Annotated in this window: 20 protein-coding genes, 1 tRNA gene and 3 pseudogenes; 9 read left to right on the top strand and 15 right to left on the bottom strand. The window is 37.6% G+C overall.

The genetic code is table 11. The features are described from left to right. Positions 1 to 47: 47 nt before the first annotated feature. From H3Z85_16050 to H3Z85_16035, 4 genes are all read right to left on the bottom strand, one after another. Positions 48 to 353, bottom strand: coding sequence for a molybdenum ABC transporter permease (locus H3Z85_16050; protein QPQ50885.1), 306 nt, complete (start codon positions 351 to 353; stop codon positions 48 to 50). Between the two features lie 308 nt (positions 354 to 661). Further along, the gene (locus tag H3Z85_16045) at positions 662 to 1,030 is read right to left on the bottom strand and encodes a VOC family protein (protein ID QPQ50884.1); all 369 of its coding nucleotides are present in this window, start codon (positions 1,028 to 1,030) and stop codon (positions 662 to 664) included. A gap of 12 nt (positions 1,031 to 1,042) precedes the next feature. Further along, positions 1,043 to 1,636 carry a dihydrofolate reductase family protein gene (locus H3Z85_16040; protein QPQ50883.1) on the bottom strand — a complete coding sequence of 198 codons (594 nt, stop codon included), beginning with the start codon at positions 1,634 to 1,636 and terminating at the stop codon, positions 1,043 to 1,045. A gap of 24 nt (positions 1,637 to 1,660) precedes the next feature. Then, positions 1,661 to 2,518: an alpha/beta hydrolase gene (locus H3Z85_16035; protein QPQ50882.1), complete on the bottom strand. Its 858-nt coding sequence runs from the start codon at positions 2,516 to 2,518 to the stop codon at positions 1,661 to 1,663. A gap of 283 nt (positions 2,519 to 2,801) precedes the next feature. Between H3Z85_16035 and H3Z85_16030 the strand changes: the two genes are divergently transcribed. The 3 genes and pseudogenes from H3Z85_16030 (at position 2,802) to H3Z85_16020 (ending at position 3,553) form a co-directional block, all read left to right on the top strand. Beyond that, positions 2,802 to 2,945: a hypothetical protein gene (locus H3Z85_16030; protein ID QPQ50881.1), complete on the top strand. Its 144-nt coding sequence runs from the start codon at positions 2,802 to 2,804 to the stop codon at positions 2,943 to 2,945. A gap of 15 nt (positions 2,946 to 2,960) precedes the next feature. Beyond that, positions 2,961 to 3,110: a hypothetical protein gene (locus tag H3Z85_16025; GenBank protein ID QPQ50880.1), complete on the top strand. Its 150-nt coding sequence runs from the start codon at positions 2,961 to 2,963 to the stop codon at positions 3,108 to 3,110. Positions 3,111 to 3,204: 94 nt separating this feature from the next. Further along, a pseudogene (locus H3Z85_16020) lies at positions 3,205 to 3,553 on the top strand (nuclear transport factor 2 family protein). A 69-nt stretch (positions 3,554 to 3,622) separates the two neighbouring features. Here the strand turns inward: H3Z85_16020 and H3Z85_16015 are convergent. From H3Z85_16015 to H3Z85_16005, 3 genes are all read right to left on the bottom strand, one after another. Next, the gene (locus tag H3Z85_16015) at positions 3,623 to 4,000 is read right to left on the bottom strand and encodes a response regulator (GenBank protein ID QPQ50879.1); all 378 of its coding nucleotides are present in this window, start codon (positions 3,998 to 4,000) and stop codon (positions 3,623 to 3,625) included. A gap of 262 nt (positions 4,001 to 4,262) precedes the next feature. Then, positions 4,263 to 4,883, bottom strand: a complete 621-nt coding sequence (locus H3Z85_16010; protein QPQ50878.1) for a hypothetical protein — start codon at positions 4,881 to 4,883, stop codon at positions 4,263 to 4,265. Positions 4,884 to 5,558: 675 nt separating this feature from the next. After that, positions 5,559 to 5,643: transfer RNA gene (locus H3Z85_16005), tRNA-Ser, on the bottom strand. Positions 5,644 to 6,030: 387 nt separating this feature from the next. Here H3Z85_16005 and H3Z85_16000 point away from each other — a divergent pair. Continuing rightward, positions 6,031 to 6,411: a helix-turn-helix transcriptional regulator gene (locus H3Z85_16000; GenBank protein ID QPQ50877.1), complete on the top strand. Its 381-nt coding sequence runs from the start codon at positions 6,031 to 6,033 to the stop codon at positions 6,409 to 6,411. Between the two features lie 374 nt (positions 6,412 to 6,785). Here H3Z85_16000 and H3Z85_15995 read toward each other — a convergent pair whose 3' ends face one another. From H3Z85_15995 to holA, 3 genes are all read right to left on the bottom strand, one after another. Next, entirely contained in the window at positions 6,786 to 6,998 is a 213-nt protein-coding gene (locus H3Z85_15995; GenBank protein ID QPQ50876.1) for a glyceraldehyde-3-phosphate dehydrogenase, read from the bottom strand. A 282-nt stretch (positions 6,999 to 7,280) separates the two neighbouring features. Continuing rightward, the gene (gene trxB, locus H3Z85_15990) at positions 7,281 to 8,222 is read right to left on the bottom strand and encodes a thioredoxin-disulfide reductase (GenBank protein QPQ50875.1); all 942 of its coding nucleotides are present in this window, start codon (positions 8,220 to 8,222) and stop codon (positions 7,281 to 7,283) included. A gap of 248 nt (positions 8,223 to 8,470) precedes the next feature. Then, on the bottom strand, positions 8,471 to 9,508 hold the full coding sequence (gene holA, locus H3Z85_15985; GenBank protein ID QPQ50874.1) for a DNA polymerase III subunit delta: 1,038 nt from the start codon (positions 9,506 to 9,508) through the stop codon (positions 8,471 to 8,473). 7 nt (positions 9,509 to 9,515) lie between these two features. Here holA and H3Z85_15980 point away from each other — a divergent pair. From H3Z85_15980 to H3Z85_15970, 3 genes and pseudogenes are all read left to right on the top strand, one after another. Then, positions 9,516 to 9,948 (top strand): annotated as a pseudogene (locus H3Z85_15980) (type I restriction enzyme HsdR N-terminal domain-containing protein). 148 nt (positions 9,949 to 10,096) lie between these two features. Next, positions 10,097 to 10,708: an HAD family phosphatase gene (locus tag H3Z85_15975; protein ID QPQ50873.1), complete on the top strand. Its 612-nt coding sequence runs from the start codon at positions 10,097 to 10,099 to the stop codon at positions 10,706 to 10,708. A 193-nt stretch (positions 10,709 to 10,901) separates the two neighbouring features. Then, the gene (locus H3Z85_15970; protein ID QPQ50872.1) at positions 10,902 to 11,645 is read left to right on the top strand and encodes a dienelactone hydrolase family protein; all 744 of its coding nucleotides are present in this window, start codon (positions 10,902 to 10,904) and stop codon (positions 11,643 to 11,645) included. A gap of 92 nt (positions 11,646 to 11,737) precedes the next feature. Here H3Z85_15970 and H3Z85_15965 read toward each other — a convergent pair whose 3' ends face one another. The 5 genes from H3Z85_15965 to H3Z85_15945 form a co-directional block, all read right to left on the bottom strand. Continuing rightward, complete coding sequence (locus tag H3Z85_15965) at positions 11,738 to 12,130, bottom strand: PEGA domain-containing protein (GenBank protein ID QPQ50871.1); 393 nt, start codon at positions 12,128 to 12,130, stop codon at positions 11,738 to 11,740. A 222-nt stretch (positions 12,131 to 12,352) separates the two neighbouring features. Then, entirely contained in the window at positions 12,353 to 12,724 is a 372-nt protein-coding gene (locus H3Z85_15960; GenBank protein ID QPQ50870.1) for a cupin domain-containing protein, read from the bottom strand. Continuing rightward, positions 12,711 to 13,247 carry a GNAT family N-acetyltransferase gene (locus H3Z85_15955; GenBank protein QPQ50869.1) on the bottom strand — a complete coding sequence of 179 codons (537 nt, stop codon included), beginning with the start codon at positions 13,245 to 13,247 and terminating at the stop codon, positions 12,711 to 12,713. Before H3Z85_15955 ends, H3Z85_15960 begins: the two co-directional genes overlap by 14 nt. 3 nt (positions 13,248 to 13,250) lie before the next feature. Beyond that, positions 13,251 to 13,853, bottom strand: coding sequence for a DUF2911 domain-containing protein (locus H3Z85_15950; protein ID QPQ50868.1), 603 nt, complete (start codon positions 13,851 to 13,853; stop codon positions 13,251 to 13,253). A gap of 29 nt (positions 13,854 to 13,882) precedes the next feature. Next, on the bottom strand, positions 13,883 to 14,395 hold the full coding sequence (locus H3Z85_15945) for a methylated-DNA--[protein]-cysteine S-methyltransferase (protein ID QPQ50867.1): 513 nt from the start codon (positions 14,393 to 14,395) through the stop codon (positions 13,883 to 13,885). Positions 14,396 to 14,636: 241 nt separating this feature from the next. Here H3Z85_15945 and H3Z85_15940 point away from each other — a divergent pair. Both H3Z85_15940 and H3Z85_15935 read left to right on the top strand, forming a co-directional pair. Then, a pseudogene (locus H3Z85_15940) lies at positions 14,637 to 15,490 on the top strand (hypothetical protein). Positions 15,491 to 15,508: 18 nt separating this feature from the next. Continuing rightward, entirely contained in the window at positions 15,509 to 16,531 is a 1,023-nt protein-coding gene (locus H3Z85_15935; GenBank protein QPQ50866.1) for a hypothetical protein, read from the top strand. Positions 16,532 to 16,555 lie beyond the last annotated feature (24 nt).

Here is a 16,555-nt window from a genome sequence, read left to right as displayed (position 1 = left end):
TAAGAAGTTTATTCAACATCAGCTTTTATCTTTTCCCAGGGAAAGTTTTACTCTGTCTTTTTAAAAAACAAAGTACGGGCAGATATTGATTCTTTGTTCCGAGCCTCCCTTTCGATTCGTTTTTTATCCTGCCAATGAATGAGTAAAAATAAAAACCCTACCATGATTACTGTATAAGAGATCAACTTTCCAATGCCTTCTATAAACATAATGACCGTGGCATGTTCATAGGTAGTAAAGCCTTCCAGTCCTGCAGCATTACGTCTGTTGAATCTTCTTCTGTTGATCCAGTACCGTAATGCGATACCAGTCATCAATAAGAAAATGCCCATAATAAGAAAGGTATAATCCATGATTTCAGTTTTTTGATGTGGGCTAAAATTAAATAAAATAATTCTTATCTGAGTGACATTTTATAAAAAAAATCACTTCAACGCGTTCATTTAATTAATTATATTCTAAAAAGTAAGATTAAAATTGATAAATATTTCCTTTTTCTGAGATTTAACTCCACTTTAAGAAGTACAATATGACATTCGAAAAAGCACTGTTAATATTGTTTATGAAGCGACTAAAACATGATAAGAAACAGCTCCATATTCAGCAGCCATAAAAAAAGCAGAAACCGGTTGATTTCTGCTTTTTTTTCCTCGTATTTTCTTTATTTTTTTTCTTGTAGATTAAACACTGTGCCCGCAGGATCGGTAATCCAGTGCATATTTTCGGGAAGTTGTTCAATTTCGTCACAGGTTTCCACGCCATTTGATTCAAGGTATTTTGTAGCTTCTTCCACATGGGGTACTGTAAGCTGCAGCCAGGTTTCAGAATGGGTATAATTATCTACACAGTCGAGCCAGATAATATTATGTCCGAATTTCACTTCATGAGTTCTGGAAACGGTAGGATTAGTAATAGGTTTTTCTTCCACCTGCAACTTTAAAATATCTCTGTAAAAAGCGACCGTCTTTTCATATTTGTTTTTGGGAATTTTTAGGGCAATATTAATCCCGGCCTCAAATTTCACCTCCATATATCATTGTTTTTAAATTTCAATTTCTCCGGTTACAACTTCACCTGCACGCTGATAACGCGCTATGATCACGCCTTTGGAAGTAATATGATTTTCCTTTAAAACAAAGGCTCCGGGAACAGCATTCTGATCGAATAATTTTTTCCCTTCACCGAGGATGAGTGGAAAAATTTTGAGCCGGATCTCATCCACAAGATCATGTAGTAGCAACAAGTGAATGAGCTCACTACTTCCCCAGACCTGAATCTCGGGACCTTCTGATTCTTTGAGGGCCTTGATATCCTCTATGTCTTTCAGGAAAACACTATGCTTCCAGTCTGATGTTTCCATAGTTTGAGACAAAACATATTTTGTTCCTTCATTGATGGAGGGCCAAAAATCAGCATGAGAGGGCCAGTAAGCCGCAAAAATGTCGAATGTTTTTCTTCCCAACAGATAATCAGAAGATTTCAGCTCTTCCCGCGTGATCTTTCCCAGAAGATCATCACTATAGGAAAACGTCCAGCCTCCGTATTTAAAACCTCCTGATCTATCCTCGTCCGGACCACCGGGTGCCTGCATGACACCATCCATTGTAATCATTGATAAAACTGTTATCTTTCTCATGACAGGTAGTATTATTTTGATGAGTTATTTTAAAAAATTATTCAGGTATGTAAGAATGGTTACCGTCTGCATCATAAGGCTTACATGGCTTTGTCCGGGAACAATAGCCAGCTGGGATTTCGGCATAGGAGAAAGATCTGCAGAGACATCCCCACCCAGCAGTTTATAGGTTTTTGCCAGCTCGGTTTTGTCAAGGCCATCGTTGTCACCGGATATGATTAATACGGGTGAGGAGATTTTAGCAATATTAGAATCACCCAGATCAGATGGTGTTTTAACAGTAGCCATCATCTGTTCCAAAAATTTTGTCCATTTCGTCTTATCCGGCGCAACAGCATTATAGGCATCATGCAGCGGACTCTTGTCAAACATCTCGGGCTTCATTGATTTAAAAGTATTGTTCACCTCAGGAAGCCATCCGGTATTTTTATACGTGGCAGAGATGATAACGAGATTTTTCAGCCGTTTCGGACTTTGAACTGCAAACTGATAAGCTATAGCACCACCAAAACTATATCCTACAAGATCAGCTGTTTCAATTTTCAGTTGATCCATAACTGCTTCCACATCACCTGCCAGGGTTGGGTATGAAAGTTTTCTCTCTGAAAATGGCGAATGACCGTGCCCCTGTAGTTCCAGCGCAATGACTTTTCTGTTTTTTGAGAGTTCCGGGATTAATTGTCCCCAGTTCATATCAATGGTCATAAAGGCTCCGTGCAGCAAAATAACCGGCCGGCCTTGTCCATAGACCTCATAATAGGTTTTGGTTCCGTTTACAGCGGCATATCCGCTTTCAGAAGGTTTCAGTTTTTGTGCGTAGAATGCTGATCCTGTAAAAAAGAGAATCAAGATCAGCAATGCTGTTGTCAGAATATTTTTCATAATGGGTATAGATTTGGTTTATTAAAACTTTTATTCAAAATTACCTGGTTTTCAGAAAAATAAACTTGTCACAGGACAAGATTTACAGAAAGAAAAGAAAGTGTTATAGCTTTCATTACAACAGTATTCAAAGATGAGATCGCATTTATTACATTCTGCTTTATTTCAGGTATTTAAAGAGGAATACAAAATAATAAAATCATTTCACAATAAATATTTTATAATAATTATACTTTAGTTAGGAAAAATTGATTAATTTCGAAAAGTACTAAACCTAAATATTATGAAAAATTTAAAGAAAATCGAAAGACAAGAGTTAAAATCAATCAAAGGAGGAATCAACTGTCCTGGTGGCCAGATTTGTATGATCGGCGGCAAATGGCAATGTATGCCATTCGACGGATGTGGTGGTGGAAACCAGCCTTAATCTACATGCTGCCTTATGAAAAATTACAAGAAAATTTCCAGGGACCAGCTGAAGAAGGTCAATGGTGGAGCACCGGCAGGCTGCTCCGAAGCATGTTGCCCTCCTCCGGGAATCAAAAGATGTCCGTGGGTGTTGTGTATAGCACCGTGTGATATATTGAGTTAAAAATTTTAAGGCCTTATGATCTCTGATTATAAGGCTTTTTTGTATCTGTGATCACGATACATCTACCCCTTACCTGCATAAACTATCCGATGCCATGAGTACACAAAATAAAGAAATTCTTGAAAGCGCAAATTCTGCCATTACAAAAGGAGATTACGAAGGTTTTTTATCTTTTTGTTCGGATGATGTGACATGGATTTTTGTAGGAGACCAGACCCTCACCGGAAAGGAAGCCGTACGAGAATATATGGCCCGGACTTATTTGGAGCCCCCCCAAGTTTTTTGTAGACAAAATAGTTGCTGAAAAGGATTATGTAATCGCTACAGGCCAGATAAGTATGAAAGATACTGGAGGAAAAATGAGGGACTATTCTTATTGTGATATATGGCGATTCAGGGATCATAAAATGGTGGAACTGGAAGCTTTTGTCATCGAAAAATAAGAGACCTGCCTGAAGTATTTTTTCTATTGTACACAAAAGACAATCCCTTTGGTCTTGTTTTGTAAGCGTTTATTCGGCATTTTTCTTTACCACATCAATCATATGGTCTATATCAAAAGGTTTTTGAATAAAATCATCGGCCAGACAGTCTTTTGCAGTTTTCTCAATATTATGGGCCGTAGAGGTGAGAACGGAAGAAACATCTTCTGTATCCGGATCAGATTTAAGCTCCCTGATAACTTCTGATCCTTTTTTATCTCCTTTGATGTGATCGTCTACGATGACTACATCGGGATCAATATCTTCGATATTTTCAATGGGTTCAGTCGTCAAAGACGGCGTTACATCAAAACCCTCATCCTCAAGCACTTCATCCATTATATCCAGGATCACTTCATTCTCCTGAATGAGCACCACCTTTTTTTCATGTTGTGTAATTTTGAACAAATATAGGAAGGATTATTGAATAACCTTACAGAATAGATTTTTTCAAATGAGAAGTAAAAAGGGTTGGCCGTAGGAGCATGTTGGAATCATAAAATTCATTATTCTGAAAAAAAAATAAATAATAAATAGCTGTATATTTTGATTTGGTTTTCCAGATTTTGTACAGTATGATGGATTCTAATGCTCTTTTGCAGACTGAAAGGGATTACTGCCGGGCATTTTAAAAAATCAACTAAAAAAAACAGGTGGATTGTGATTGATACTACGGGTTTTTGTTAGAATTCATATTTAAAACAAATTTTAGTTTTGCAAAGTCCGTATCAGCTTCAACCAAAGTGCAAATTCCGCTGTTGTAGGTATAAGTAGTAGTATTTCCGTTCGGCAGATCGATTCTGTATTTTTTGGAATCAATCTTCTGAAGAGGGACCATTTTCTGGAATCTTTCCGAAAAAACAGATTTTACATTTCCCGGCTCGTTAAAATAGAGACTTGCAGTAGTGCAGAAAACAGACTGTTTTAGAAGGCCATTGGCACCATTTTTATCCGAAAGATCATAAAAATGCCCATTCCGGGTGGCGGTATTGTTCACTTTTAGCCTCCCGTTCATTGTGCGGTAAAGCTTTGCCTGTTGTAGAATATTTTGTTTAAAAGTGACACCCATTTTGTCGTAAATCTCAATATTGTAGAGAATTCTTACTTTAGCCCGCGATTCGAAAACATATTCAGTGATACCGTTTTTCAAAGAACGTTCCACATGGATATTACCGATGGTTTTATCATCTTTTATAATAGAATAATGCAGATATTCTTTATCGGTGGGTGTTGCAATATGGGGTTGAAAATAGCCAGGCAGCGTCAGTAACAAAATCATACATGTTTTCATTGAACTTATTTTTTTAAAAAATTAACAACTTCCTTTATAAGTTTTCCTTTCGATGTACAACGAAGGCCCGAAATGGATTTTGATACATCAAGAGTTTTTTTTGCATTCATCATGGAAATACTTATAATGCAAAATTATACTTGGAGAAGGCCTGAAATGTTCCACATGATAAATGTGAACCTATTAAACGAAAACACCACAACGACATGAAAACAAGTCATTTAAAAACAAAACTGCGTTCCAATTTATAATTCTGAACCGTTTTTAGACTCTTGATGTGTTACAGGTATGGATCAGTGTCGAAAACTGGGAAATGTAGAATATTTATAACTATATTATTTAAAATAGATATTTTGAGCAAGCAAAGATTGGAACCAACTTCATAGATCCTTTCCAAGCGCATGCACATCCATAAAGCCTCATCAGCGACTTTGTCGCTTTCATAGCTCCCTTCTCAATAAGGAATCGCATCTTGCTTTTGCGTTTTGTGAAGCTTTAGAATGTAACTTATAGGAGTAAAGGATAGAACTTTTTCCTCTTAGAGGATAAAAGATAGAACATTTTTTATTTCCAGATTAACCAAGCTTTTTGAGTAGCCTCCAAGTTGGCACCTGATCCGAAAAGGATTGCTTATATACGAAAAAAAGAGGGTCTTCTTGATGAAGACCCTCTCAGCGGAGAGTGAGGGATTCGAACCCCCGGACCTGTTACAGTCAACAGTTTTCAAGACTGCCGCAATCGACCACTCTGCCAACTCTCCTTAAACTCCGATTGTATCGTTGTTTTCAGTGGTGCAAATATAGAACGATTTTTAATTTCTGCAAAACTTTTGCGGAACAAATTTTAACAAAACTTAATAATAGACTAGAAATCAAGGGAATTATTTTTCATTTAAAAAGGCTAAACCCCGTATTGGCCGTAGGCTAAAGCAGTACTGCCAATGATATGAATGATAAAAAATACTCCACGACTTCCATATACTTCCTACAAGATCGATTAAAATTTTAAATCAATACCCATTGTTTTACTTACAGATATCTACAATATTTCTACATAAACACTAAGGTTTACGGTAATGCAAAAACTTTCCGGCTGTATTTACAAACACACATATTTTTCACTACATTTGTAAAAACACAGGTATCCTATGACAATGGAAAAGCTAAGAACTATAAGAAAGCAGAAAGGCCTTACACAGCAGCAGATTGCTGATATTATTGCAACTGATGTCTCCAACTACGGCAGAAAAGAAAGTGGTGACGTGAGAATATACGATGACGAGTGGGAAAAACTGGCTCATGCATTAGATGTTTCTGTAGAAGATATTAAAGAAGAAAGAGCAGCAACAGTTGTACAGAATCTGACTTTCAATGATAGCAGCTCTAACACCAGTAATCAGTCTGGTAATTATAATCAATATTGCAATATACCTGAATATTTGCTGGAAAGCCAGCAAGAGTATATTAAGCTTCTGAAAGAACAAATTGAGATTTTAAAAGCAGAAAATGCTAAGCTTAAAAAGAAATAATCTTTTCAAGAATATCAAGAATATACAGAAACGGCTTCCAACGGAAGCCGTTTTCTATTATATAACCATCCAAAGCCCCTTTAAGGAATCCTAAAGCCTCTACAGCCACTTTCACAACGGTCGGGAGGCCGTACTATAAGCCCCGATACCCCCCTTACCCAAGGGGGTAAAGCGTCTTCACCAAGGGCATACTACCTGCTCCGAAGTGCCTGTAGACCGTCCATAAACCCATTAGAGACGGTATTGCAAGTATCTGGCGACCGTTCATAACAGGCCGGAGTGATTTTGGACAAGAATTTCGTGGGAAAATACCCATCAGAAATTCCATGAATTGTTGCTGTCCAGAAAAGAGAAGTATTGTTGAGGGTCCTATCCTATTCGCGGTCTACTATTTTAATGAAGCTGTTTTTTAAAAGATCAGACGGATACACAAACTGATCCCCATTATCTCCCTTTACAACAATAGCACCCTGCTCATCGTTCAGGCATTTGTCCAGTTGGGTTTTCAGGTCGTTTAGTTTCCCCTGGGGAGCTTCAATGATGTAGGTTCCGGTAACGTGTGTTATTTTGATGATTTTTGTTTCCATATTATTTTAGATTAGGGTGCTAAATTTAGAGATTTTCCTTTAGGTATAAAGATAAAAAGGGGATAATCTTGCCGTGATACACATAAAAAACAGTTTCAATGGAAGCTGTTTTTGCTTTTGCTTATTAAAGGTATAATTTTAAAAGGCCACGAATGCACGAATCCTTTTAATTATTCGTGCATTCGTGGCAAAAAAAGCGGTCTCCACGTTTTCTTTATTGTGAGTACAGGAAAACAAAAAAGCGTACCCTATGGTACGCTTTGTATGATTAGAAGCTGAATATTAATGTAATTCAGCCAGATATTTTTCTGCATCCATTGCAGCCATACACCCGCTTCCTGCAGCGGTAATAGCCTGTCTGTAGATATGATCCTGAACATCTCCTGCCGCGAAAACTCCCGGAAGATTCGTTCTTGAAGAACCTTTTTCAGTCAAGATATATCCGTTTTCGTCAAGATCTACCTGGCCTGCGAAGATATCTGTATTCGGTTTGTGACCGATAGCAATGAAAATCCCTTCAACATCGATCTTAGAAGTTTCCTGAGTTTGGTTGTTGATCACTACGGCTCTTTCTACCAAGCTGTTTTCTCCTTCAATAGCAATTAACTCGTGGTGGAATTTCACTTCAATATTTGGAGTATTTTCTACCCTGTGTACCATCGCTTTTGAAGCTCTGAACACATCTTTTCTTACTAATAACGTTACCTTTCTGCATAATTTTGCAAGATAAGTAGCCTCTTCAGCTGCCGTATCTCCTGCCCCTACAACGACAACATCTTTTCCTCTGTAGAAAAACCCGTCGCATGTCGCACAGGCTGAAACGCCTCCTCCTGCATATTTCTTTTCGTCATCAAGCCCAAGATACTTTGCTGTAGCTCCCGTAGAAATAATGACAGATTTTGCTAAAATTTCTTTGTTTCCTGCATATAGTTTATGAACACCGCCGACTTCTTTGGAAAACTCGGCTTTAGTGATCATCTCGTAATGAACTTTGGTATCAAATCTTTCTGCTTGTTTTTGCAGATCCATCATCATTTCTGGACCTGTAATTCCTGCCGGATATCCTGGGAAGTTATCTACTTCAGTAGTGGTAGTTAATTGTCCGCCCGGCTCCAAACCTGTATATAGCTCAGGTTTTAAGTCTGCTCTTGCTGCATAGATGGCAGCTGTGAAACCAGAAGGCCCAGATCCAACGATCACACAATCTAAAATGTTTTGCTCCATAATGTACTTGTTCGAAAAAGATTTAATTAAATTAAGACTGCTAATTTCGTAATTTTTAATTGCTTTTTAAAGTTATTTTAATGATACTTGTCAATAAGAGATATGCGAATTCTCAATTGAGTTTTATATGCGAAAATTAAAAGCCTAGCGCTCAAAGTATAAGAGATCAAAATGTTGCTTACACAGCCTTATACTCTATCCCATCTCCTAGTCATTTTCAACTTTCACTTCTCCATTTTCCACTTCAATTAAACTTTCATTTTAATCTTGTCCACATTAATGATCTTATATACCAGCTCTTTAATCAATTCTGCTTCGCTCATATTCACTGCGCCAAGTCCTTTTCCTTTCATATCAAACTCCCGTAAGATAGAAATGACCCTTGTCGCATGTTTTAAAGGATATAATCTGGCACTTTCTGCATAATCCTTTATAAAATAAGGATTCACGCCCATTTGGGAAGCAATAACCTGTGGCGGCTGCCCGGCCATGGTCTGATAAATAATAACATTTGAAAAGTAATTGTAAAGGCTTGCCAGCATCATCACAAACGGATTGTTTTTGGGATTCTTACCCATAAAGTGGGCAATTTTAAAGGCGGCATTGGCATTTTTTGTTCCCAATGCTTTTTGAAGTTCAAAAACATTGTATTCTTTACTGATTCCGATATGATTTTCTACAATGGCACCGTCAAGAACCTCCCCTTCTTTAAGAATAATTTTCAGCTTATTCAGTTCATTAGCAATTCTGGAAAGATCATTGCCAAGGTATTCTGCTAAAAGATGGGAAATATTAGGTGCCGTTTTGATGCCAAGTTTAGTACATTCATCAGCAATCCATTTCGGAAGGTTATTATCCTTTACAGATTCGCTAAGAAATAATGCTTTGGCTTTATCCAGAGATTTGGCGGCTTTTTTTCTGCTGTCCAGTTTTTTATGTTTATGGGCAAAAACCAATACCGTGGAAGGTACAGGGTTTTCTACATAAGATTCCAGAATCCTGTTTTCCTCTTCATTGAACTTAAGATCCTGTGCTTCTTTCACAATGATCACCTGCTTATCCCCCATCATCGGAAACTGCCTTGCCAGTGAAAGAACCTCCTGGTATGAGGTATCTTTTCCATAGGTAACGGTCTGGTTGAAGGCTTTTTCATCTTCTTCCAGAAAGTTGTGCTCAAGGGCTTTTACAGCGATATCAATAAAGTAAGGTTCATCTCCGTGAAAAAAATAAATCGGTAAAACTTCTTTATTTTTAATATTTTTGAGGATTAAATCTAATTCTTTCATCTTATTAATGGAACTTCCAAAACTGAATTTTCAGGAAACTTTTGATTTTAAATTCAAGAAAGACAAAGATAAGTTTTTTATTTATGATTTGGTTCGTAAAACTTATCTTCTGCTCACGCCTGAAGAATGGGTAAGACAACACTGGATACACTATTATCTTACGGTAAAATCCTACTCTGCATCGGCAATGATCACCGAAAAAAAAAATTGTTTTAAACGGACTGACAAAGAGAGTTGACCTTCTGATCACGGAGAAAGCCGAACCTGTCATTCTGATTGAATGCAAAGCTCCCCATATCAAACTGACGGAGAAAACATTTGAACAGACCGCCCGGTACAACTCCATCATCGGAGCAAAGGAAATTATTCTTACCAATGGACTTCAGCATATCAATGCTTATTATGAAGACGGACAGTATCAGTTTTACAGACCGGAATAAATAAAAAATAAAATCACTTCCGTTTTCACAACGATTACAACTGAAGACGTGATCATTCCCCTCCTCTGGAGGGGTGGCGAAAATTTACAAAATTTTTGACGGGGTGGTTCATAAAAAATAGCAGTAACTCACAACAATATTAATTATTATGAATATAAAAAACATCATTTTCGATTTCGGAGGCGTTCTGATGGATTGGAACCCCAGATATTTCTTTAAAGACTACTTTAATGATGATGAAAAAATGGAATATTTCCTGGAAAATATTGCCCAGGACGAATGGAATATCGAACAGGACCGGGGAAGAAGCCTAGCAGAAGGAACCGAAATCCAGGTAAAGAAATTTCCTGAGTGGGAAAAAGAGATCAGAGCTTTCTATGACAACTGGACCGTGATGCTAAAAAGTGATATCCCTCAAAATGTGGAAGTCCTGAGGAAACTCAGAAAAACAGATTATCACTTATTCGGATTAACCAACTGGTCTGAAGAAACGTTTCCCTATGCTCTGGAAAATTATGATTTTTTTCAATTGTTTGACGGAAAGATAGTGGTTTCAGGAACGGAAAAACTCATTAAACCTGATCCGAAAATCTGGCATGTCTTATTGGAAAGATACCAGATAAAAGCTGAAGAATCGGTATTTATAGACGACAATCAAAAAAATATCGAGATGGCAGAGTCATTAGGTTTTAATACCATTCATGTTCTGCCCGATACTGATCTGGAAAAGGAACTGACAGGTCTTGGGATAAAAATTTAATGTATTTTTCGCAAAATAGTAAGATCCTCAATTACATTATTTTTCATTAATTTAGTTGAGGATTTTTTGTTGATCAGATATTTTTTTCCGTTACTGTGAAGTCAATTAATTAGCTCCGCAATAAAAAAACAATACCGCTCAACTTGATCCAGATACTAAAGAAAGTTGCAAAACCCAACACAAAATAAAAAATATGATACGTTCAATTTTATTAACCGCAATTCTTATGGCCTCAGGAACAGTTTTCGGTCAAAAACTTAAGACCGTTTCCTATCAGGACGGCGCACAAAAATTAAATGGTTTAATCACTTCCAATGCAGGCAAAAAGCTTCCGGGAGTGTTGATTCTTCCGGCCTGGAAAGGAATTGATGAGGAAGCAAAAACGGCAGCTGTAGAGCTCGAAAAACAAGGATACATTGCCTTTATTGCTGACATTTACGGGGAAGGAAAGATCCCTGCCGACAATGATTCTGCCGCGAAAACTTCAGGGTATTACAAGCAAAATTATCAGGAATACCAGAAAAGGATCTCCCTGGCATTGGAGCAGCTAAAGAAAAACGGAGCAATAGCTGACAAGACAGCAGTCATCGGATATTGTTTTGGTGGTACAGGAGCTCTGGAATCTGCCAGAGGCGGACTTCCCGTTGTAGGCGTTGTTTCCATCCACGGTAGCCTGGGGAAAGACCAGACAAGGAAAAACGAGAAACTGAACGCTAAAATTTTAGTGGAAAATCCAGCCGATGACAAAAGTGTCTCACAGCAGGATTACGACAACCTCATCAAAGAAATGAATGAAGGTAATGCCGACTGGCAGATCATTACGTATGCCCATTCAAAACATACTTTTACAGATCCTAAATCTCCCGACTATAATGAAGTTATGGCTAAAAGAGCATGGAATCATACTTTATTATTTTTAAAGGAAATCCTGAAATAAGCAATGATGCCTCGAAGGTAAACACCCTGAAATAACCGCACTCAAAATGTAAAAGGCAAATTCAGCACCCAGCGAATTTGCCTTCTTTATTTTTACTGAATAGATGCCGGCTGAGCCTCCATCTCAACATTATATTTTTTAGGTGAATATTTGGTAAGCGAACCTGTGGCTGCATCAATTCCGACTCCTATTGCCCCACCAAAAAGAATATTCAATAGCGTTACCGGATTAAAGGTCTTTGTAAGCTTTACCTCTTTGGTAACCAAGCCTTCTTTTTCAAAGGTGACCGTTTGCCTGCTCAATGATCTGGAGATATCAGCAGTACATGGTGTCACACATTTTTCGATTCCCTTATGAATCACTTTTGCACCTTCGGGAGCAGAAGAAAAAGATATAGCATCTTTAGAGCCTGTAAAAATGGTTGCGCATGAAGTTGCAGAAAGCGAAATCCCAAGTAATAACACAATTGATAGATTGTTTTTCATAATTTTTTTAAGCTAAATTTTAAGTGCGCGAACTTACAAAATAATTATATACCACATGCACTAATTTTGCCAAAAAACATAGTATTTATCGGCATTCAAATAAAAAAGCAACCTCAGCTTTGAGATTGCTTTTTATCATTCCATCATTTCACTGCTGATGGCTATTTTTTATAAAAGGCGGGTTTTACCGGTTTTCAGATCCGATCTTTTGTATTCTTTTAGTTAATCTACTCCTTCCACTTCCCTGTTAACCAATTCCATAGAAAAGGCAGGAAGACAGATGGCAAGGTATTCACAGGGTTCTGCAAACGGGTTACTGTACCTTATTCTTGCTCCTTTTTCAATCCATATACTTTGGCCTTTTTCAAGAACTACTATTTCTCCGTCTATTTCAAATTGCTTTTTTCCTGAAATAATATAAGTGAATTCATCAAACTCAGGAGTCTGGTGAGGCTCGCTCCAATCGGGAGGTGCTACCATATGGGCAATAGAAACATTAGCATTTCCGGTGGAATTCCCCCAGTGCTCTTCAATCAGTTTTCCATCGGTGGTGGGAACTATAAATGGAGATTGCTGAATTTTATATTTTTTCATTCCAATCTTCCTTTTTTATTTCGTAGACAAAATTAGTCCGGGTAGGTTCTGCAAAATAAGCGACTTCTTCTTCGGCAATTTTTTTTCCTCCCAACCTTTCCAGGGCTGTTTGCGAGCGGAAATTTTCTTTCCCGATGTGAAAATGAACTTTATCGACAAACTGAAAGATATAATCCAGCATCAGTTTTTTCACCTGCGGATTGATTCCTTTTCCCCAGGATTTTGTTCCATAAAAAGTATATCCTATAAAAATATGGCTGTCATTTTCATCGAAGTTATAGTAGCGACTGCTTCCCAATACGTCTCCGGTTGCTTTATCAATAATCTTAAAAGCCCCTTTACTTTCCATCGCTCCCTGAAAAAAACTTTCAAAGACCTCTCTTTTATACCGATCTTTATTGGGATGCTGTTCCCAGACTTTCGGATCGGAAGCTACTTCGTATAATGATTCAAAATCCCCTTGCTGTAAGGGGATTAATTGAAATTTATCATTCTCTAAAACAGGCTGAATAGAAAAATTCATTATTTAGCTTTTTTTAGTAGAATCTGATTCTATTTTCTTGATTTCTTTCAGTTTATCAGAAATCTTAATAACGGTATCCAATTTATTTGGCTTCAATGGAACTTCTGCCTGTGCCATATCCCATTTGATCACTAGGTTTCCGGAATTTTCGTCTGTAGGATTCAGGGTAATTTCAAACCATTCCTGTTTGTCGGCTAATTTGCTCACCGGTACGGTAACATCTACAACATCCTGTTTAGGGTCATAGGTATACGCTCCCCATTGCTGGAAATCTTTATTCAAGATCACTTTCCATTCTTTTTCTGTAGGAACGATGAATAATCCGTAAGTTCCTGCCGGAACTGTCTTTCCGCCAAAATTCACGGCCTGGCCAAATGTGATTTTTGTGGAAGAGTTAGCTCCTGCTCTCCAAACCTGACCATAAGGAACAAGGTCCCCAAATATTTTACGTCCTTTCACTCCGGGTCTACCGTAGTCGATAGAGATTTTAGACATGGAAAACTGCTGTTCCACTTTCTGGCGTGGACTTGCTGCAGGTACGGAGTAATCCTGTGCAAAGCTGAATGCTGAAACTGATATGCAAATTGCTGCTAATAACTTTTTCACGTGTAAATTTTTGCTTAAAATTACAAAAATCAAAATAAAATAGCTTTCTCTAGTTCCAATAATTTTTGCTTTCTCCAGATTCCTCCTGCATATCCTATCAGCTCGCCATTAGACCCTATCACGCGGTGACATGGGATCAAAATAGCAATTTTATTGATTCCGTTGGCCGTTCCGACAGCACGGATTGCTTTTGGGTTACCCAAAAACTCAGATTGCTGTTTATAGGTTCTTATCTCTCCCATAGGAATTTCCCGGAGCAGCTGCCAGACTTTCTCCTGAAATTCGGTTCCGGTAGTATGCAGAGGAACTTCAAAACGATTCCTTTTCCCATCGAAATATTCTTTCAGTTCTTCTTCCAGCTGTACAAAATGAGGGTGATCTTTTTCTGTAATGTCGGCCTGTAAAGTTTTTGAAAGAGATTTTAACTGCTTTTCAATATTCTTCCTGTCCGTAAACTCAAGCAGGCATATTCCCTCATCAACTGCACAGGCAATCATATCTCCCAGCGGAGTTTGTATCGTTTTTTGATGGATGGTTTTCATTAGTTTAAAAGTAGTCAATTTTTGAAAATCATTTTCCGCTTTAAACAGTTTTTATAACTTTTTTGCCTGTACAGTATACCATTTATTATGATAGACCAGCAATCCGAAGCATCAGCTACGATTTTTATAAAAATAGTTTCCGAAGTAATTTTCAACGTTTTTTTCAACCATTTTGTTATATTATTTGCTTTTCCAAAGATAATGGGTAATTTTAAGGTTTTAATACACTAATCACCCAATAATGCTCAAAAAAACAAGTCTCCTAGTTTTACTTTCGGCCGCATTTCTCGGTATAAATGCCCAGCAGACGATCCCCTTCAGGATCACAAAAAGTAACAATATCATTCTAAAAACCCTGGTCAATAAAAAGGATTCACTGGATCTGATGTTTCAGATTGCCATGAAAGATGGAGCAATCTCTCCTGAAAAACAACGAAAAACGGATCACATCATTTTCAACAAAGATGAAATCAGTGATGGAAATACGGTTGAACTTGGAAAATTATCTGTACAAAACATTCGTTTTACTGATAATCAATTGGCAGGACAAGGGGCAGACGGAAAGATAGGAACAGCCCTTTTGAGGGAAAATCTTTTAAAATTGATTACGATAATAACCAATTTGTGGTTTATGATACGTTACCTGATGTGAAAGGATATCAGCCGGTTCCTGTTTTTTATGATCATGATGCGTTCTATATCGTGGCAGATAATGTTGTTGACGGGCATCAACAACAGGAAGGATATTTTGCACTGCAATCAGGATATTCAGGAGGAATACTCTACAGCAATGATTTTGCAGAGGAAAAAGAGCTTGACAAAAAACTGAAAGTGATCGGGGAAAAAACTTTGAAAAACTCTGCCGGACAAAGTATTATTACCAAACAGGCCATTCTTCCCTTCTTTAAGCTGGGAGATTTTGTCTTCAAAAATATATCGGTCGGTTTTTTTGCGGGAGAACTCAAAACCCAAAATGTAAGCTACTTCGGGGCCGACATGCTTCGTCGATTCGTCTGGATCTTTGATGCAGAGAGAAAAACGGCTTATATTAAACCCAGCAGATACTATTCAGAACCATATTACAAAATAAATTAAACATTAGGAATACAACTTATGAAGAAGAAAATTACGATTGGTTTTGCGCTTTTATTTTCGCAACTAGCGGTTATCAGCTGCAAAAAGGATGAGAAAAAAACGGCGGAAACAGTAGTTACCACTTCAAATGATTCGGTAAAGACTACAAAAGCTGCGGAAGAAAAATTTGATTATAAAGATTTTACTATTTATAATATCACAATCAGTTCTTCGGGGCAAAAGGATGTATTATTAGATGTATTTGTTTCCGTATCAGACATCTACAAAGATCCACAGCCGATACAGGAAGAAGCCTTTAAAAACAAAAAAAATGTTTCTCCTGATGAGATGCGTTATATTGAACTTGATCCTCAGCACAGGAAAAAAATGTTAGACGGTCTCAAGCTTACTGAGAACGACTCTCTATATCTTTATAATTATCAGTTCAATACATTGCAGAAGGTCCCATTAAACAAACTGAAGGCGGTTGCCTATTTAGATTTTTATTCGATGGAGGGAGAAGAAGCGGATCCGAGCTCGTACATGGTCGGATTTCAGATTGAAGCTCAAAAACCACAGGACATCGGAAGCAAATATGAGAATGCAATAGCTTATTTCGGGAATAAAAACCCTTTCATCGAAAATAAGATGCAAGCCATCAAATGGAAAAAAACAGATGCGGCTGCTTCCGAAAAATACTTTAGCCATTCGAAACTTAAGGTAGCCCAAAGCTACCAGGCAACCTATGAGAATTTCACCTATTATCTGCGAAACTATCTGATAGATGGTATGGTCGGTGAACGCCAACTGGTAGTTGTGAATGATCGTAACGAAAAAATATTTGAAAAAACCATTACAACAGCAGGCATGGATGCAGAACTAGCTCCTCTTAACGGAATCGATACCGATGGTGCCAATACCCTTCAATGGACAGGTTATCTCTTTAAGGGAAAACCACCTGTATTCTTTGGTTTTATTGCTCCTTATTTCGGCTGCCCCAGCATCAGTTTTTTAAATAGGAATGAGAAAGATTTCACAGTTAATTGTGATAACAGGCACTAAGATAGAAAGAAGGGTACATTAAAA

Origin of the sequence: Chryseobacterium indologenes (genome assembly GCA_016025055.1) — a bacterium.
Taxonomy (GTDB): domain Bacteria; phylum Bacteroidota; class Bacteroidia; order Flavobacteriales; family Weeksellaceae; genus Chryseobacterium; species Chryseobacterium indologenes.
The sequence above is the reverse complement of the archived record's forward strand: the minus strand, read 5'-3'. Positions and strand labels throughout refer to the sequence as shown.